Annotated in this window: 17 protein-coding genes; 7 read left to right on the top strand and 10 right to left on the bottom strand. The window is 72.7% G+C overall.

From position 1 onward, the window contains the following. Nucleotides 1-68: 68 nt before the first annotated feature. Complete coding sequence (locus tag K313_RS0101160) at nucleotides 69-1847, top strand: ABC-F family ATP-binding cassette domain-containing protein (protein ID WP_029210075.1); 1779 nt, start codon at nucleotides 69-71, stop codon at nucleotides 1845-1847. 81 nt (nucleotides 1848-1928) lie between these two features. Here the strand turns inward: K313_RS0101160 and fabI are convergent, their stop codons facing one another. Further along, the gene (fabI, locus tag K313_RS0101155; RefSeq protein WP_029210074.1) at nucleotides 1929-2690 is read right to left on the bottom strand and encodes an enoyl-ACP reductase FabI; all 762 of its coding nucleotides are present in this window, start codon (nucleotides 2688-2690) and stop codon (nucleotides 1929-1931) included. 76 nt (nucleotides 2691-2766) lie between these two features. After that, nucleotides 2767-3492: a 3-oxoacyl-ACP reductase FabG gene (fabG, locus tag K313_RS0101150; protein WP_029210073.1), complete on the bottom strand. Its 726-nt coding sequence runs from the start codon at nucleotides 3490-3492 to the stop codon at nucleotides 2767-2769. 120 nt (nucleotides 3493-3612) lie between these two features. On the opposite strand from fabG, the gene K313_RS22775 reads away from it, so the two are divergent. Continuing rightward, entirely contained in the window at nucleotides 3613-4044 is a 432-nt protein-coding gene (locus tag K313_RS22775; RefSeq protein WP_084412305.1) for a DUF3099 domain-containing protein, read from the top strand. Continuing rightward, the gene (locus tag K313_RS0101140) at nucleotides 4041-4241 is read left to right on the top strand and encodes a hypothetical protein (RefSeq protein ID WP_029210071.1); all 201 of its coding nucleotides are present in this window, start codon (nucleotides 4041-4043) and stop codon (nucleotides 4239-4241) included. Before K313_RS22775 ends, K313_RS0101140 begins: the two co-directional genes overlap by 4 nt. A 43-nt stretch (nucleotides 4242-4284) precedes the next feature. On the opposite strand, the gene moaA is transcribed toward K313_RS0101140, so the two are convergent. Next, nucleotides 4285-5322, bottom strand: coding sequence for a GTP 3',8-cyclase MoaA (moaA, locus tag K313_RS0101135; RefSeq protein WP_051273946.1), 1038 nt, complete (start codon nucleotides 5320-5322; stop codon nucleotides 4285-4287). A gap of 56 nt (nucleotides 5323-5378) precedes the next feature. Between moaA and K313_RS0101130 the strand changes: the two genes are divergently transcribed. Together K313_RS0101130 and K313_RS21885 are read left to right on the top strand one after the other, a co-directional pair. Next, a complete protein-coding gene (locus K313_RS0101130) occupies nucleotides 5379-6308 on the top strand; it encodes an SURF1 family cytochrome oxidase biogenesis protein (RefSeq protein WP_029210069.1) in 930 nt (309 codons plus the stop codon). Continuing rightward, entirely contained in the window at nucleotides 6305-7138 is an 834-nt protein-coding gene (locus K313_RS21885; RefSeq protein WP_029210068.1) for a class I SAM-dependent methyltransferase, read from the top strand. Before K313_RS0101130 ends, K313_RS21885 begins: the two co-directional genes overlap by 4 nt. A 31-nt stretch (nucleotides 7139-7169) precedes the next feature. Here K313_RS21885 and K313_RS0101120 read toward each other — a convergent pair whose 3' ends face one another. The 6 genes from K313_RS0101120 to K313_RS0101095 form a co-directional block, all read right to left on the bottom strand. Further along, nucleotides 7170-9038 carry an ABC transporter ATP-binding protein gene (locus tag K313_RS0101120; RefSeq protein ID WP_239264801.1) on the bottom strand — a complete coding sequence of 623 codons (1869 nt, stop codon included), beginning with the start codon at nucleotides 9036-9038 and terminating at the stop codon, nucleotides 7170-7172. A 114-nt stretch (nucleotides 9039-9152) separates the two neighbouring features. Then, nucleotides 9153-9932, bottom strand: coding sequence for an enoyl-CoA hydratase/isomerase family protein (locus K313_RS0101115; RefSeq protein WP_029210066.1), 780 nt, complete (start codon nucleotides 9930-9932; stop codon nucleotides 9153-9155). A 57-nt stretch (nucleotides 9933-9989) separates the two neighbouring features. After that, nucleotides 9990-10271, bottom strand: coding sequence for a PIN domain-containing protein (locus K313_RS0101110; RefSeq protein ID WP_029210065.1), 282 nt, complete (start codon nucleotides 10269-10271; stop codon nucleotides 9990-9992). A 42-nt stretch (nucleotides 10272-10313) separates the two neighbouring features. After that, the gene (locus K313_RS19550; protein ID WP_034250898.1) at nucleotides 10314-11579 is read right to left on the bottom strand and encodes a DUF480 domain-containing protein; all 1266 of its coding nucleotides are present in this window, start codon (nucleotides 11577-11579) and stop codon (nucleotides 10314-10316) included. Further along, the gene (locus K313_RS24075) at nucleotides 11576-12766 is read right to left on the bottom strand and encodes an NYN domain-containing protein (protein WP_029210063.1); all 1191 of its coding nucleotides are present in this window, start codon (nucleotides 12764-12766) and stop codon (nucleotides 11576-11578) included. The genes K313_RS19550 and K313_RS24075 overlap by 4 nt, the downstream gene beginning before the upstream one ends. A gap of 69 nt (nucleotides 12767-12835) precedes the next feature. Then, entirely contained in the window at nucleotides 12836-14434 is a 1599-nt protein-coding gene (locus K313_RS0101095) for an ABC-F family ATP-binding cassette domain-containing protein (protein ID WP_029210062.1), read from the bottom strand. A 175-nt stretch (nucleotides 14435-14609) separates the two neighbouring features. Between K313_RS0101095 and ypfJ the strand changes: the two genes are divergently transcribed. Further along, complete coding sequence (ypfJ, locus tag K313_RS0101090; protein ID WP_029210061.1) at nucleotides 14610-15536, top strand: KPN_02809 family neutral zinc metallopeptidase; 927 nt, start codon at nucleotides 14610-14612, stop codon at nucleotides 15534-15536. 11 nt (nucleotides 15537-15547) lie between these two features. Here the strand turns inward: ypfJ and K313_RS0101085 are convergent, their stop codons facing one another. After that, nucleotides 15548-17254 (bottom strand): alpha-glucosidase, encoded by a 1707-nt coding sequence (locus K313_RS0101085; RefSeq protein WP_029210060.1) that lies wholly within the window; start codon nucleotides 17252-17254, stop codon nucleotides 15548-15550. 36 nt (nucleotides 17255-17290) lie between these two features. On the opposite strand from K313_RS0101085, the gene K313_RS0101080 reads away from it, so the two are divergent. Continuing rightward, nucleotides 17291-17908 (top strand): HAD family hydrolase, encoded by a 618-nt coding sequence (locus K313_RS0101080; RefSeq protein WP_029210059.1) that lies wholly within the window; start codon nucleotides 17291-17293, stop codon nucleotides 17906-17908. The last annotated feature ends 88 nt before the right edge of the window (nucleotides 17909-17996 follow it).

Here is a 17996-nt window from a genome sequence, read left to right as displayed (position 1 = left end):
CTCTAGCCTGGGCGACGTGGACATCTCCTGACGACGTCGCCCTGCCACGCGCCGAGGCTCGGCCCCGCGTGGCGCACCAGACCGTCCAGGAGCACTCCTTGTCACAACCCCTGCACCCTCTCCAGAGCGCTGCCGCGTCCGGCGCCGACCACCTGCGCGTCGACGGCGTCTCCCGCTCCTATCCCGACCGCCGCGTCCTGACGGACGTCTCGTTCGTCGTGAGCTCGGGCGAGATCGCCTGCGTCATCGGCGAGAACGGCTCGGGCAAGTCCACCCTGCTGCGGATCCTCGCGGGGCTCGACCAGCCGGACGCCGGGTCCGTCCAGGCACCGGGCACCGTCGGCCTCTACCACCAGGAGCCGCCCTATCCGCTGGACCTCACCGTCGACCAGGTGCTGCGGGACGCCACGGCACCGGTGCGCGCGATGGCCGCCCGGGTGGAGCGCGAGGGCCTGGCCCTGGCGGACGGCGACCAGGGCGCCGCCGCGCGACTCGACGCCGCGATCGAGGACGCGCACCGCCACCACGCCTGGGACCTCGACCACCGCGTCGACCGGGTCGTGGCCGGCCTGGGGATCGGGCACCTGCCGCGGGACCGTCGCGCGAGCGAGCTGTCGGGCGGGCAGGTGTCGCGCCTGAGCCTGGCCTGGCTGCTGCTGCGCTCCCCCGACACGCTGCTGCTCGACGAGCCGACCAACCACCTGGACGCGGCGGCGACCGAGCTGCTGGTGGAGCTGCTGCGGACGTGGTCGGGGCCCGTCCTGGTGGCGAGCCACGACCGGGCGTTCATCGACGAGGCCGCGACCACGCTGCTGGACCTCGACCCGGCCCCGGTGGCTCACGCCGCGGTGGCCCACGACCAGGGTTCCCCCGGCTCGGGATTCGGGGTGACGCGGTTCGGTGGCAGCTACACCGACTACCTGGCGTCGCGGCGCGAGGAGCTGGAGCGCTGGGCGCGCCGCTACCGCGACGAGCAGGACGAGCTGAACCGGCTGCGGGCGCGCGTCCGCGAGGACCACACGGTCGGCAACCCGTCCCGCGGCCCCCGCACCGAGGCCCGCGGGTCCAAGAAGTTCTACTCCGACCGCAACGCCAAGGTCGTCTCGCGCCGCGTCAACGACGCCTCGACCGCCCTGGAGCGGCTGGAGGCCGAGCAGGTGCGCCGGCCCCCGGCGCGGCTGCGCTTCAGGGGATTTCGGGATCCGGCCTCGTCCGGGGGGCGGGTCGGTGGGCCGCAGCGCAGCGGGCCTCAGGGCAGCGGGCCGGTCCTCACGGCCACCGGGGTCGCCGTGACGGGCCGCCTCGCGCCGACCAGCCTGTCGCTGGGCGCGCGCTCCCGCCTCCTCGTGACGGGTCCCAACGGCTCGGGCAAGTCCACGCTGCTGGCGGTCCTCGCCGACGTCCTCGCCCCGGACGCCGGCGCCCTCACGCGCGACTCACGGCTGCGCATCGGACTGCTCGCCCAGGAGCCACCCGTCGTGGACCCGGGCCTGAGCGTCCGGGCGGCCTACGCCGCCGCGGTGGGCGAGGCGCTGGCGGAGCGCGTGCCCCTGTCGACCCACGGTCTGGTGGCGGGGCGCGACGCCGACCGTCCCGTGGGGGCGCTCAGCGTCGGTCAGCGCCGACGCCTGGACCTCGCCACCGTGCTCGCGGACCCGCCGGACGTGCTCCTGCTCGACGAGCCCACCAACCACCTGTCGCTGCTGCTGGTGACCGAGCTCGAGCGGGCGCTTCTCGACTACCCGGGCGCCGTCGTGATCGCCAGCCACGACCGGTGGCTGAGCGCGGGATGGTCCGGCGAGCGTCTGCGGCTCGAAGACGAGGCGGGCGGTCCGGCATACGACTGATGCCCGGGGACCAGCAGTCCCCGGGCACCAGCCCTCATCACGTCACCTCGCCGACGCGCCAGCGGTCAGGCGGTCAGGTGGTCACTGCCCCATCGCGTGGACGCCGCCGTCGACGTGCACGATCTCGCCCGTCGTGGCCGGGAACCAGTCGGACAGCAGGACCGCGCAGGCCTTGGCCGCGGGCTCGGCGTCCTTGACGTCCCAGCCGAGGGGCGCACGGTCGTCCCACACTCGCTCGAACTGCTCGAAGCCCGGGATCGACTTGGCCGCGGTGGTGCGGATCGGGCCGGCCGCCACCAGGTTGCAGCGGATGCCCTTGGGGCCCAGGTCGCGGGCGAGGTAGCGGTTGGTGGACTCGAACGCGGCCTTGGCGACGCCCATCCAGTCGTAGACGGGCCAGGCGAACTTCGCGTCGAAGGTGAGGCCCACGACCGAGCCGCCCTCGGCCATCAGCGGCTCGCAGGCGACGGCGAGCGACTTCAGCGAGTAGGCCGAGATCTGCAGCGCCGTGGACACGTCCTCCCACGTGGCGTCGAGAAAGCTGAAGGCCCCCTGCGGCGCGAAGCCGATGGAGTGCAGCACGCCGTCGAGCCGGTCGGTGTGCTCGCCGAGGCGCTCGGCCAAGGTGTCGAGGTGCTCCTGGTCGGACACGTCGAGCTCGATCACCGGCGGGGTCTGCGGGAGACGCTTGGCGATCGTCTGGGTGATCTTCATCGTGCGGCCGAAGCTCGTGAGGATGACCTCGGCGCCCTCCTCCTGCGCGATGCGCGCCACGTGGAAGGCGATGGAGGAGTCCATCAGGACGCCGGTGACGAGGAGCTTCTTGCCGTCGAGCATGCCCATGGGACAGGTCCTTTCGTATGACGGATGAGGGGTTGCCGGGTGTCGGGGCCGGCCGTGGTGGTCGCCGCAGGCGTGGTCAGTGGCCCATGCCCAGGCCACCGTCGACCGGGATCACGGCGCCGGAGATGTAGGACGCGCCGGGCGAGGCGAGGAAGGTGACGACGGAGGCGATCTCGTCGGTGGAGCCGAGGCGGCCGGCGGGGATGGCCTTCTTGTAGCCGGCGACGGTGTCCTCGGGCAGGACCGCGGTCATGTCGGTCTCGACGAAGCCGGGGGCGACGACGTTGGCGGTGATGCCGCGGCCGCCGAGCTCACGGGTGATGGAGCGCGCCAGGCCGACGAGGCCGGACTTGGAGGCGGCGTAGTTGGCCTGGCCCGGGCTGCCGTAGAGCCCCACGACGCTGGAGACGAAGATCAGGCGCCCGCGGCGCAGCCGGATCATGCCCTTGGAGGCGCGGCGGGCGCAGCGGAAGGCGCCGGCGAGGTTGGTGTCGATGACCTGGTCGAAGTCCTCGTCCGACATGCGCATCAACAGCGTGTCCTTGGTGACGCCGGCGTTGGCGACGACCACCTCGATCGGCCCGCCCAGCAGCTCCTCGGCCGCCGTGAACGCCGCGTCCACGGACTCGGTGCTCGTCACGTCGCCCTGGACGGCCTGCAGACCCTCGGGCGCCTCGCCGGACCGGCTCGTGACGACGACCTTGTCCCCCTGGGCCGCGAAGGCCCGCGCGATCGCGAGGCCGATGCCGCGGTTGCCTCCGGTGACGAGGACGGTGCGTGGCTCGGGACGGTCGGTGGTCATGGTGCTCCTCACCAGTGGGGCCTGCGGGTTCCCGCCGACGCTAGCGGACTACCCCGCGGTAGCGCTCATCGAACGCTGCACATCGGCCGGAGGCTCGGCGAACGAGCGTAGGCTTGGTCGGTGGCCAGCTCATCCCCCTCTCACCCGACGGTGCACACCGTCACGTCGGTGCAGAAGTCCCTCGCGCAGGACCGGGCCGAGCGCACCCGCCGCTACCTGATCTCGATGTCGATCCGCACCGTCTGCTTCGTGCTGTTCGTGGTGGTCGACCACCCGATGCGGTGGGTGTTCGTGATCGGGGCGGTGTTCCTGCCCTACATCGCGGTCGTCCTGGCCAACGCCGTCGACCGCAGCGGCGAGGGCCAGCTGGAGGCCGTGGACCACCAGCAGCGGATGCTGCCGCCGGGCACCTGGTCGGAGGGCGCGATCGAGGGCTCGGTCGAGGGCGCTGACAAGGGCTCTGACAAGGGCTCGGCAGAGGGCGGATCGGCACGCCCGGCAGAGGGCCAGTCGGACGAGCGCCGCGACCGGTCGCAGGACGGTGCCGTATGACGGGTGACCGCTGCTCGGCCAAGGGATGCAGGGCCGACGGGACCTGGCAGCTGCGCTGGAACAACCCGTCGCTGCACGCCCCGGACCGCCGCAAGGTGTGGCTGGCCTGCGACGAGCACAAGGTGTCGCTGTCGGAGTTCCTGTCGATGCGGGGCTTCCTGCGCGAGGTCGAGCCGCACGAGCCGCTCGGGAACTGACCAGTCGGCGGGGTGGGAACTGACCGGTCGGCGGGGTGGGGGTTCAGCCGCCGATGGCGGACATGGGCCGGTCGGGCTGCTCGAAGTCGGGGTCGCCGATGCCGTGGCCGCGCCGCTTGACCCGCATCTCCCCCGTGATCAGCGCCGCGAGGTCGTCGTCGGAGGCGCCGTCGCGCATCGGGCCGCGCAGGTCGGTCTCGGTGCGGGAGAACAGGCAGTTGCGGACCTGACCGTCGGCGGTGAGCCGGGTGCGGTCGCAGTCGCCGCAGAACGGCCGCGTGACGCTGGCGATGATCCCGACGGTGGCCTGCTGCCCCTCGAGGTCCTCGTAGCCGACCACGTCGTAGAGCTCGGCCGGGGCGCTCCCCCGCGCCGTCTCCGGGCGGGCCCGCAGCTCGAACCGCTCCGACAACCGCGCGATCAGCTCCTCCGCGGTCACCATCTGCGCTCGCTCCCAGCCGTGCTGGGCGTCCAGGGGCATCTGCTCGATGAACCGCAGCCCGTAGCCCCGGTCCAGGCACCAGCCCAGCACGTCGGCGACGCCCTCGTCGTTGATGCCCCGCATGGCGACGGCGTTGACCTTGACGGGGGTCAGCCCCGCCGCGGCAGCGGCCGTCATACCGCCCTCGACGTCGGCCAGCCGGTCGCGGCGGGTGAGGTCGCGAAAGACCTGCTCGTCGATCGTGTCGAGGCTGACGTTGACGCGGTCCAGGCCGGCCTCCGCGAGGTCCGCGGCGACGCGGGCGAGGCCGACCCCGTTGGTGGTCATGGCGATCTGGGGGCGCGGCTCGAGGGCTGCGATGCGGCGCACCACGTCCACGATCGACCGGCGCAGCAGCGGCTCTCCCCCGGTCAGCCGGACCTTGGTGACCCCCAGCTCGACGAAGACGCGCACCAGTCGGACCAGCTCGTCGTCCGTCAGCATCTCGGGCTTGGGCATCCACGGCAGGCCCTCGGCGGGCATGCAGTAGGTGCAGCGCAGGTTGCACCGGTCGGTGACCGAGACCCGCAGATCCTGTGCGACGCGGCCGAATCCGTCGGCGAGCGCCGGGCGCACGCGGGGATCCGGCAGAGTCGTCATAGGCTCCACAGTAGGCGTCCGACGTGCCGCCACCGAATTACCACGGGAAGTATTCAGTGATCCAGACCCTCCGCAAGCCCCGGTGGCTCAAGGCCCTGGCCGGAGCCTTCGTCTTCATGCTCGCCTGCATCTGGCTCGGGCAGTGGCAGCTCGGGCGCTACGAGCACAAGCAGGCGACGGTCGCGGCGATCGACCGCAACTACGCGGCGGACCCGGTGCCGCTGCGGACCATCCTCCCGACGCCCACCAGCGGCGTCACCGAGGACACCCTGTGGCGGTCGGTGACGATGACCGGCACGTATGACGGCGCGGCCCCCCTCCTCGTGCGGAACCGTCCCCGCGCCGGGGACCGCGGCTACGAGGTCGTCTGGCCGTTGCGGCTGCCGGACGGGTCGACGCTGCTCGTGGACCGCGGCTGGCTCTCGGCCGGCAGCGGCGCGGCGGCGGACCTGCCGACGATCCCGCCGGCGCCCAAGGGTCAGGTCGCCGTGACCGGGTGGTTGCGGTGGGGCGAGCAGGACCTCGACAAGTCCCCGGCCAAGGGGCAGCTCGCGTCCATCAACTACACGGTGGCGCAGCGCGAGATCGGCGGGACGGTCAACCACGCCTACCTGGTGCTCGGGTCCGAGGGCTCGGTCAAGGCGGGCGACCCCTCGACCGGGCTCGCCGCGCCCAACGGCCCGGACCGCGACGAGGGCTGGAACAACGTCTCCTACTTCGGCCAGTGGTGGCTCTTCGGCCTCGTGGCGATCGGGATGGTGCTGTATGCCGCCCGCCGCGAGCACTTGGAGGAGCAGGCAGCGCGCGGCACCGGGGCAGACGGTGGGACCGCCGGCGGGACCGGCGACAGGACGGGGAAGGTCGACGCGGTCGATGACGCGGTCGTGACGTCAGGATCGTCCCAGGTCAACCGGTCCGGACGCGCGCGGCAGACGAGGCCGCCGAAGCCCAAGAAGGTCCGGATCTGGGACGAGGAGGACGAATGAACGACGGGCGCGCGGCTGCTGACGAGCCTGGTGCCGAGCCTGCTGTCGATGGTGCCGACGGCAACGACGGCTCTGCCGCCGAGGCGAGGGCGCACCGGGAGCGGCTGGAGGCGACCTTTGCCGAGGGCGGGGCGCGCTATGCCTCGCTGCGGCCGGCGTATCCCCGCGAGGCGGTGGCCTGGGGCGTGGGGACGACCCCGTGCGACGTCGTCGACGTGGGCGCCGGCACCGGCAAGCTGACCGAGGTCATGCTCGGGCTCGGGCACCACGTGGTGGCCGTCGACCCCAGCGAGGACATGCTGGGGCCGCTGCGGGTGGCACACGGGCAGGTCGAGGCCAGGGTGGGCACGGGAGAGGCGACCGGTCTGCCGGACGCGTGCGCCGACGTGGTCACGTATGCCGCGGCGTGGCACTGGGTGGATCCGGAGGCGGCGTCGCGCGAGGCCGCGCGCCTGCTGCGACCCGGTGGACGGCTGATGCTCGTGTGGAACGTCATGGACCTGCGGGTGCCCTGGGTGGCGGGGCTCAACCAGACGATGCACTCGATGGAGGGCGGCTACGAGCCGCGGTCGGAGTCGGCGGCGCTCGTATCACGTGCGGCCTTCGGCGAGGGTGAGCACCACGACCATCCCTGGGGCTTCGAGACGACGGCGCGCGGCCTGGCCGGGCAGGTCACGACGCGGTCGTACTACCTGGCGCTGGACGCCGACCGCCGCGCGGAGCTGGCGAGGCGCGTGGCGGAGTACGTCGAGGCGCACTGCGGCGGGCTCGACGAGCGGCCGGTCACGGTGCCGCACGTGTGCGACGTCTACCGCTTCCCGCGCCTCTGACCGGACGCCGTCGCGATCGGTGCCGGCGGCGTCAGTCGGTGAACTGGGTGCGATAGAGCTCGGCGTAGAGCCCACCGCGCGCGAGGAGCTCGGCGTGGGTGCCCTGCTGGACGATGCGGCCGCCGTCGACGACGAGGATCAGGTCGGCGCCGCGCACGGTCGAGAGGCGGTGCGCGATGACCATGGCGGTGCGGCCGTGCAGCGCGCTGTCGAGGGCTCGCTGCACGGCGGCCTCGGACTCGCTGTCCAGGTGGGCGGTGGCCTCGTCCAGGATCACGAGGCCGGGGCCCTTGAGCAGCAGGCGGGCGATGGCGAGGCGCTGCTTCTCCCCACCGGAGAGGCGGTGGCCGCGGTCGCCGACCACCGTGTCCAGACCCTCCGGCAGGGACTCCACCAGCGAGGCGACCTGGGCCGCCCGCAGGGCGCGCCATACGTCGTCGTCGGTCACGCCGGGGCGGGCGTAGTCGAGGTTGGCGCGGATGGTGTCGTGGAAGAGGTGGGCCTCCTGGGTGACCATGCCGACGACGTCGTGCAGGGAGTCGAAGGACGCCTCGCGCAGGTCGATGCCCCCGATCCGCACGGTGCCCGTCGTGGGGTCGTAGAGACGGGCGACCAGCGACGTGATCGTCGTCTTGCCGGCGCCGCTGGGCCCGACGAGGGCGACCAGCTGGCCGGGCTCGACCCGGAACGAGACGCCTTGCAGGACAGGCCCGCCCGAGGCCCGGTCGCCCGTCGCGCCGCCCTGCTCGAGCGACTCCAGGGAGATCTCGTCGGCCGAGGGGTAGCGGAAGACGACGTCGTCGAGCTCCACCGACACCGCCTCGTCGGGGATGGCCCGCGGGTGCTCGACCTCGCGCACGAGGGGCTGCAGGTCGAGGACCTCGAAGACGCGCTCGAAGCTGACCAGGGCGGTCATGACGTCGACGCGGACGTTGGACAGCTGGGTGAGGGGGCCGTAGAGCCGGCTCAGCAGCGCCGCGAGGGCGAGCAGGGCGCCCACGGACAGCGAGCCGTCGATGGCCATGAGCCCGCCGATGCCGTAGACGACGGCCGTGGCCAGGGCCGCGACGAAGGTCAGCCCGGTGAAGAAGAACGTGCGGTTGAGCGCGATGCGGATGCCGATGTCGCGGACCTGGGCGGCGCGGTCGGCATACTGCTGCGACTCGTCCCGCGGGCGGCCGAACAGCTTGACCAGCAGGGCCCCGGCGACGTTGAACCGCTCGGTCATGCGTGTGCCCAGCTCGGCGTTGAGCCCCATCGACTCGTGCTGCAGCCCGGCCAGCCGGCGCCCCATCACCCGCGCGGGCAGCATGAAGACCGGGAGCAGGGCGAGGGCGGCGAGGGTGAGGACCCAGGACTTCGAGGCCATGGCGGCGACGATGAAGACGACCGACACGAGGTTGCTCACGGTCGTCGACAGGATCGAGGTGAACGCCGACTGCGCGCCGATGACGTCGGAGTTGAGCCGGGTGACGAGGGCGCCGGTCTGGGCGCGGGTGAAGAACGCGATCGGCTGGTCCAGGACGTGCCCGAACACCTGGGTGCGCAGGTCGTAAATGAGGCCCTCGCCGATGCGGGCCGAGAACCACCGCTGCACCAGGGCCAGCGCGGCGTCGACGAGGGCGAGGCCGGCGAGGACGATCGCGATGGTGATCACGACCGAGCGGTTGCCCGGGATGACGCCGTCGTCGACGACCTTGCCGAGCAGCAACGGGGTCGCGACCACGAGGGCCGCGTCGATGAGGATGAGGACGAGGAAGACAGCGATCTGGCCGCGGTAGCGGTCGGCGTAGCCGACGACGCGACGGGCGGTGCCGGGCGCGAGGCGGCGGTCCTTGACCGAGGAGTCCTTGGTGAGGGACCGCATCATCTGCCAGTTGCCCATGCCGGGTCCGCTCATGCGCCGGTCCTCTCGTGTCGGTGGTCGGTCAGGCCGGCGCCCGCCGGTCAGGTCTGGCGGCTGCCAGGTCCGTCGTGCTCGCAGCAATCGTCACAGCAGTCGTACCAGGTGTCCTCACGGCTGCCCCTGCGCCAGGGCGCCGAGCCGGCGCACCTGCGCCTCGCGCTCGTGCCGCAGCTGGTCCTGCGCCGACCCCTCGGTCGCGGACCGCAGCAGCGGCTTGAGCTCGCGCAGGGCGCCGGCCGGGGCCTCGAGCAGGGCCTGGACGAGGTCGTCGGTGGTGGCGTCGAGCTCGGCGCGCGGCACGGCCACGGTGGCCAGGCCGATCGCGGTCGCCTCGGCCGCCCCCACGAACCGCCCGGTGGCGCAGATCTCCAGCGCCCGAGCGTAGCCGACGCAGGCCACCAGCGGTCGCGTGCCGGCGAGGTCCGGCACCAGGCCGAGGCTCGTCTCCCGCATGGCCAGCTGGGCGTCGTCGGCGAGCACCCTCAGGTCGGCGGCCAGGGCCAGCTGGAAGCCCGCCCCGATGGCGTGCCCGTGCACCGCCGCGACGACGACCTGCGGCATCTCCTGCCACACCCGGAACGCCCGCTGGAAGCCCGCGATCATCTCCGCCGTGTCGGCGGGAGCGCTCGTGGCGGTGGCCACGAGGTGCGGCTCGCCCGGCATACCGGCCGGGGAGAGCATGCCCCGGTGCAGCCCCGCGGAGAAGCTGGTGCCCTCGGCCCGCAGCACGACGACCCGTATGTCGTCGCCCACCGCCTCCCCCGCCGCCGCCAGGGCGCGCCACAGGGACGGTGTCTGCGCGTTGCGCTCCTCGGCGTTGGCCAGGGTGACGGTGAGGACCTGCCGGCTGTCGTCGACGGTGACGCGTAGGTGCGGGTGATCAGTCATGCCCAGACCCTAGCGCTGGCACCTGGCCACCTCGGTGGGATCTCAGCCGGCCGTCGGTCACTCGACGACGATCACGTCGACCTGCGAGCCGACGGCCCGGGCCACCCGTCGGTCGGCCGTCACCGGCGGGGCGGCCGCCGCCCCCGCCGCAACGACGACGAACGCCGCGGCGTACGGGGTCACGTCGTGACGGAGCGGCCACACGGCCGAAGCCAGGGGCGGCAGGTCGACGTAGGTGATGGGGAGGGCACGCAGCCGATCGACGGCCGCGCCGGCTCGGGCCGCGGGCAGCTGGCCACTCGCCGACCATCCGCGCAGGACGGACAGGACCTCGATCACGAGCAGCTGCGGCGCCAGGAGGTGGGTCAGAGGGTCAGAGGGTCAGGTGCGGCGGGCGAGGACGTAGAGGCGGTCGGTGCCGACCTCCACGTCGGCCAGCGGGCCTCGCACATAGCGCTCCTCGACGCGCAGCCCGGCGGCCTGCACCGCCGCGAGGACACGGCCCGGGTCGTGGAGCGCGAAGTCCAGGTCGACCGGGTGGCCCCACCACTCGTCGTGGTGGCGCACCTCGACGCCCACGTGGGTCGCGAGGGCGAGCAGCCCGCCGGGACGCAGGGTCCGGGCCAGGCCGCCGAGGGCGTCCGGCAGCTCGGAGGGCGCGAGGTGGACGAGGGAGTACCACGCCACGACGGCGGCCCAGCCGTCGGCGGCCGGCGGGCGCAGGACGCGCCTGAGGTCGCCGACGTCGAAGGTCAGGTCGGGGTGCGCGTCCCGGGCCAGCTCGACCATGCGCGGCGAGACGTCCAGCCCGTGGGCCTGCGCGCCGGCCACGGCGAGGGCCGCGGTGACGTGCCCCGGGCCGCAGCCGACGTCGAGCACCGGTCCGCCGTCGGCCTCCTCGCCGATGCGCGCCAGCAGCCAGCGGTCGAACGGCTTGTGGGCGAGCTCGTCGGAGAGCTCGCGCGCGTAGTCCTCCGCGACGTCGTCGTAGGCGGCGAGCACGCGTGCGTCCCGCGCCTCGCGGCCGTCCCGCAGGACCACCTCCAGGTCGACCGCGGCCTGGGCCGGGCCCGCGGTCCCGCGACCGCTCCCCCGTATGGCGTCGTCCCCGGACGAGCTCGGGGGCGTGGCTACAGCGGTGGGGGCCGGGCCCAGCAGGTGCGTCCACCGCGGGTCGTGCTGCCCCGGCCGACGCTCCAGCTGGGCGACGAGCGGCTCGGGCCGGCGGGACAGTCGCGCGAGGCACTCCTCCACCTCCGTGCGGTCGGCGAAGGGGTGCAGGCGCTCGGTGCGGGTCCGCAGCTCGCCCGCCGCCTGCGGCCCGCGCAGCAGCAGGACCGTGACGAGGGCGCGCTCGTCCGGGGCGAGCCCGTGCACCTCGCTCAGCAGCTCGTGGTGCTTCAGGGTGCGGGAGCCCTTGCCGGCCCAGACGACCCGCACCAGCCCGCGGCCCTTGAGCTCGCGGATCCGCTCCTCGAGGGTCGGGTCGTCGTAGTCGGTCACGGGGTCGCGGCTGCTCGACTGGTTGCAGGCGCCGCGCAGCGCGTTGAGGGTCAGCGGGTAGCCGGCGGGGACGGTGACCTGCTTCTCGAGCAGGCTGCCGAGGATGCGCTGGTCCAGGGCGTCGAGGGTGGGCAGCTCGGTCATGAGGTCGTCCTCCCGACCAGCTCCTCGGCGACGTCCCAGAAGCGGTGCCTCAGGGTGAGCCGGTCGGACTCGATGATCTCGTAGACGCCGAGCCGGGCGGACAGGTCCATGAGCAGCGCCCGGTCGACGTCGGAGGGGATGGTCGGCCGCCCCGCGAACAACGCCTGGTGCTGGGCCTCGGTGGCGGAGGCGCGCCAGGTGCGGATGACGCTGCGGCATACCTCCTCGATCTGCTCCGGGGTCGCCTCCAGGGGCGCGGGGAGGTGCGGCTCGGAGGACCGCCCCGTGGTCGAGGAGTAGACGAGGGACGAGCGGGCCACGTCGGGGGACGCCGCTCGCGAAGGCGTCGGGGACGTGGGGGACGTCGGAGACGTCGAAGACATCGGAGAGGCCGTGGACGTCGAGGAGCTCGAGGACGTGGAGGTGTGGCTCGGAGCTGTCCCGCCGGCGGGCCGGGGGCGCGCGGCGAGGTCGGCCGGCGAGGGGCAGGGGGCCTCCGTCGAGGCGGCGACCTGGTCGGGGACGTGACCAGGGCCGGGGATCGGGCCGGGGGTCGGATCATGGATCGGATCAGGGATCGGATCAAGGGCCGGATCAGGGACCGGCCCCGCGGCCGCCGGTCGGGGCTCGAACGGCGGGGCCCGATGGACGGTGTCGTCGATCGCGGCGGTGTCCACGAGGATCAGGCCGTCGGCCTCGCGCTGCAGGTGCCGGGCCACCGCGTGCGGGCGACCCTCCGCGTCCGGCACCCCGACGAGGATGACCTGCACCCCGTGCCCCTGGGCCTCCTCGACGGCCTCGGTCAGGTCGTCGTCACCGCAGAGGAGATACATCACGTCGACGATCCGGTTGCGGGCGTGCGTCACCAGGTCCAGGCCGAGGCGCAGGTCGACGCCCTTCTGCTCTCCCGCCGGCGACAGCCGCCCGAGCCGCAGCTTGACCCGCGGCAGCATGCCGATGGCGAGCTGCGACGAGCTGGGGGCGCCGTTGACGTTCCCGCCGGAGTCGTACCAGTTGACGCGCAGGAGCGGGAGCCCGCTGTCGTCCTCGACCTGCGCCAGCAACCGCTCGATGAGCGCCTGGTGGTCGACGCGGACGCCTCCCCGCAGCGAGGTGCCGGTGACGCGCGTCGCGCTGGAGGAGAGCAGGTAGCCGGCGTCGACATACAGGGCGCAGTAGGAACGCATGTCCCCGATGGTCGCAGGCCCGGCGGTCGACCGCACGGACCGGGCCGACGCGCGCGAGCCGCCCTCGGCTCAGGCGAGGGAGATGAGCTCGAGGTACTCCGGGCCCCAGAGGTCCTCGACCCCGTCCGGCAGGACGAGCACCCGCTCGGGCTCGAGCGCCTCGACGGCGCCCTCGTCATGGGACACGAGCACCACGGCGCCGGTGAAGGTCCGCAACGCGCCCAGGATCTCCTCGCGGGAGGCCGGGTCGAGGTTGTTGGTGGGCTCGTCGAGGAGCAGGACGTTGGCGCTGGAGACGACGAGGAGTGCCAGGGACAGGCGGGTCTTCTCGCCACCGGACAGGACGCCCGCGGGCTTGTCGACGTCCTCGCCGCTGAACAGGAAGGACCCGAGGACCTTGCGGACGTCGGTCTCGCCGAGGTCGGGGGCGGCGGACTTCATGTTCTCCAGGACGGTGCGGGAGGTGTCGAGGTTCTCGTGCTCCTGGGCGTAGTAGCCGATCTTGAGGCCGTGCCCGGGCAGGATCTCCCCCGTGTCCGCCTCGTCGACCCCCGCGAGCATGCGCAGCAGGGTGGTCTTGCCGGCGCCGTTGAGGCCGAGGACGACGACCTTGGACCCGCGGTCGATGGCCAGGTCGACGTCGGTGAACACCTCGAGCGAGCCGTAGCTGCGGGACAGGCCCCGGGCCATCAGCGGCGTCTTGCCGCAGGGCGAGGGGTCGGGGAAGCGCAGGTGAGCGACCTTGTCCTGCTGCCGCTCCCCCTCCAGCCCGCTCAGCATCCGCTCCGCGCGGCGGGCCATGTTGTGGGCGGCGGTCGCCTTGGTCGCCTTGGCGCCCATCTTGGCGGCCTGGGTCAGGAGGGTCGAGGCCTTCTTCTCGACGTTGGCGCGCTCGCGCTTGCGGCGCTTCTCGTCGGTCTCGCGCTGGGCGAGGTAGGCCTTCCAGCCGAGGGAGTACTGGTCGATCGCGGCGCGGTTGGCGTCGAGGTGGAACACCTTGTTGACCACCTGGTCGAGCAGGTCGACGTCGTGGCTGATCACGATCAGCCCGCCCTTGTAGCCCTTGAGGTAGTCGCGCAGCCAGATGATCGAGTCGGCGTCGAGGTGGTTGGTCGGCTCGTCGAGCAGCAGGGTCTCGTTGCCGGAGAACAGGATCCGCGACAGCTCCACGCGGCGGCGCTGGCCACCGGAGAGAGTCGACAGGGGCTGCCCGAGGATGCGCTGGTCCAGGCCGAGGGCCGACGCGATGGTGGCGGCCTCGGACTCCGCGGCATACCCACCCGCGGCCTCGAAGCGCGCCTGCAGCTTGGGATAGCGCTCCATCGCGGCCTCGTGCGTCTCGACGTCGGCGCTGGCCATCGCCCCCTCCGTCTCGCGGAGCTTGCGCACGAGCTCGTCGAGCCCCCGCGCGGAGAGGATGCGGTCGCGAGCCAGGACGGTGAGGTCGCCGGTGCGGGGGTCCTGCGGGAGGTAGCCCACCGTGCCGGAGCGGGTCACGGATCCGGCCGCCGGCTGCCCCTCCCCTGCCAGCACCTTGGTGAGCGTGGTCTTGCCGGCGCCGTTGCGACCGACCAGGCCGATCCGGTCCCCGGCACCCACGCGGAACGAGGCGCTCTCGATGAGGATGCGGGCACCGGCCCGCAGCTCGATGTCGGTCGCGGCGATCACGTGGCAGGGCCCCTCGGGATAGGTGGTGCGGTGGTGGGTATCAGGTCGGCGGTGAACCGCCCCCGAACGCCCCGTCTCCGCGGGGCAACCGGGTTAGTCTACGGGCAGGTTTCGGCCCGCCCCCAACGCGATCCCCCACGTCAGGGCGGCGGACGATCACGAGTCAGGAGCAAGGATGAGCTTCAACGAGGGATCCCAGCTCGACACCTCCGGCGTCGACTCGGGCAGCGGCGGCGGGGGCATGAGCCCGGGCGGCATGATCATCGGCGGTGGCGGTGGCCTCGGTCTGCTGGGTCTGATCGTCGTGCTGCTGCTCAACATGTGCGGCGGCGCCAACATCGATCCCGGCTCGATGGGTGCCCAGCCCGGCCCCCAGCAGACCCAGGCGTCCGGCAGCGACGACGCCTTCGCCAAGTGCAAGACCGGCGCCGACGCCAACAACGACGTGCAGTGCCGCGTCATCGGCACCAAGAACTCCGTCGAGGCGTACTGGAAGAAGGTCCTGCCCGAGCAGGCCGGCCGCAACTACACGACCGCCAACATGAGCCTCTACAACGGTCGCACCCAGTCGGCGTGCGGCACGGCGTCCAACCAGGTCGGGCCCTTCTACTGCCCGTCGGACCGCAAGGTCTACATCGACGCGTCCTTCTTCAACACGCTCACCCGCGACTTCGGCGCCGACAGCGGAGCCCTGGCGCAGGAGTACGTCGTGGCGCACGAGTACGGCCACCACATCCAGAACCAGCTCGGCCTGCTGCAGAAGGCCCAGCAGGACCCCCAGGGTCCGCAGTCCGGCGGCGTCCGCGTCGAGCTCATGGCCGACTGCCTCGCGGGGATGTGGGCCAAGGACGCCTCGACCGTGCCCGGTGCCAACGGTCAGCCCTTCCTGAAGCCGCTGACGCAGGACGACATCGACTCGGCCCTGTCCGCGGCCAAGTCGGTCGGTGACGACAACATCCAGTCCAAGATGGGCTCCGGCCAGGTCAACCCCGAGTCCTGGACGCACGGCTCGTCCGAGGCGCGCCAGCGCTGGTTCATGACCGGCTACACCAAGGGCAGCCTGCAGGCCTGCAACACCTTCGCGGTCGACCGGGTGGAGTGACCCGGGGAGCCTCAGCGCACCTCGCGGCGCAGGACGACTGACTCCCACCCCGCGAGGGTGGCGGACCCGTCGGGGTCACGCACGAGGGCCTCGGCGCTCGTGGCCAGCACCGGGTCCAGGTCCTCGAGGTCGCCCCACCCCTCGAGCAGCTCGGCCGGGACGCGCAGCGGCGCGCGCGTGAACGACGCCAGGACGAGCAGCTGCGCGCCGTCATACGACCGCGAGTAGGTCCACAGGTCAGGGTGATCCATGGCCAGCGGCTCGATCGACCCGTGCGCGACCAGGGGGTCGGCGTGGCGCAGGGCGATCAGGCGCTGGTAGTGCGCGAAGACCGAGGTGGGGTCGTCGACCTGCGCCGCCGCGTTGATCTCGGTGTAGCCGGGGTTGGCCTCGATCCACGGCGTCCCGGTCGTGAAGCCGGCGTGCGGCGAGTCGTCCCACTGCATCGGGGTGCGGGCGTTGTCGCGGCCCTTGTAGCGCAGCCCCTCGAGGAGCGCCTCGGGGTCGGCGTGCCCGTGCTGGGTCGCCTCGAAGTAGTTGAGCGACTCGATGTCGCGGAAGTCGGCGATGGTCGCGAAGGGGCTGTTGGTCATGCCCAGCTCCTCGCCCTGGTAGATGTACGGCGTGCCCCGGAGCAGGTGCAGGACGGTGGCCAGCGTCTTGGCGGACCGCTCCCGCCATACGGGATCGTCGTCCCCGAACCGGGAGACGGCGCGGGGCTGGTCGTGATTGTCCCAGTAGAGCGAGTTCCAGCCGGTCTCGGCGAGGCCCACCTGCCAGCGCATGAGCGACTCGCGCAGCCGCGCCATGTCGAGCGGCTGCACGTCGAACTTGCCGCCCGGCCCACCGTCGAGGTCGACGTGCTCGAACTGGAAGACCATGTCGACCTCGGCGTTGGCGGGATCGGTGTAGGACCGGGCCTGCTCGACGGTCACCCCCGGCATCTCCCCCACCGTCAGGTAGGCGTCCGGGTGGCATGCGAAGACCTCCCGGTTCATCTCCCGCAGGAACTCCTCCAGGCGGGGGCCGCACGCGACGAGCGGGAATCCGTTGCCGAAGGGCTCGCCCGGCGCCTGCTCGCCGTCCGGCAGGCCGGGCACCTTGGAGATCAGGTTGATGACGTCCATCCGGAAGCCGTCGACGCCTCGGGCGAGCCACCACCGCATCATCGCGTAGACCGCCTCGCGGACCTGCGGGTTCTCCCAGTTGAGGTCCGGCTGCTTGCGGCTGAACAGGTGCAGGTAGTACTGACCCGTCGCCTCGTCCAGCTCCCAGGCCGACCCGGAGAAGAAGGACTCCCAGTTGTTGGGCTCGTCGCGCCAGACGTACCAGTCGCGCTTGTCCGAGTGGCGGCTCGAGCGTGCCTCCTGGAACCACGGGTGCTCGTCGCTCGTGTGGTTGACCACCAGGTCCATGAGCAGCCGTATGCCGCGCTCGTGGGCCGCCGCGATCAGCTCGTCCAGGTCCGCCAACGTCCCGAACACCGGGTCGACGTCCTGGTAGTCGCTGATGTCGTAGCCGTTGTCGTCCATGGGCGAGCGATAGACGGGGCTGAGCCACAGGACGTCGACGCCCAGGCGCTGCAGGTGGTCGAGCCGGCCGATGATGCCGCGCAGGTCGCCCACGCCGTCGCCGTCGCTGTCGGCGAAGCTGCGGGGATAGATCTGGTAGACCACGGCCGAGGCCCACCAGTCGCGGGGCAGGTCGGTCTGCAGCATGCGTCCTCCGTCGGTCGGGTGCGAGAGGATCAGGGTATGACGACCCGCACCGTCGGCTTCGACCTCGACCAGACCCTGGTGGACTCCACCGAACGCATCGTGGAGTCCTTCCGCTCGGCCTTCCGCACCATGCGGATCGCCGACGTCCAGCCCACCGCGTTCACACCGTGGTTCGGCTACCCCCTGGAGGAGATCCTGCAGCGCGTGGCCCCCGGCACCGACCCCGCCGAGTTCGTGCCGCTCTACCGGCGCGCGTACGACGAGGAGCGGCCGGGCGAGGCCGGGCCGATGCCCGGGGCGCGCGACGCCCTGGAATGGTTGCGCGACAACGGTTTCCGGACGGTGGTCGTGTCCGCCAAGCACCACCCCGTCGTCGACGTGGCGCTGGTCGACGCGGGCCTGCGCGAGCTGGTGGACGCGTACTACGGCGACCACTTCGGGGAGCAGAAGGCCATCCCGCTGCGCGAGGAGGACGCGGCGTTCTACGTCGGCGACCACGTGGCCGACATGCACGCCGCGTCGCTCGCGGGGGTCCTGGGCATCGCCGTCGTGTCCGGGGCCCACGACACCCGAGCGCTGCGGGAGGCGGGAGCGGCGAGCGTCATACCGAGCCTCGCCGCCCTGCCCGCCACCATCGAGCGCCTGCTGGACTGACCCGCTGGCTCCCCCCTGCTGGGGTCAGCGGGTCAGGGCTGCGGCCGGTGAGGGGGCGTGGCGGACTCAGCCAGTGACGGTTCAGCCA

It is taken from the genome of Arsenicicoccus bolidensis DSM 15745 (assembly GCF_000426385.1).
In the GTDB taxonomy this organism is placed as follows: Bacteria; Actinomycetota; Actinomycetes; order Actinomycetales; family Dermatophilaceae; genus Arsenicicoccus; species Arsenicicoccus bolidensis.
This window is presented reverse-complemented; position numbering and strand designations above follow the sequence as displayed.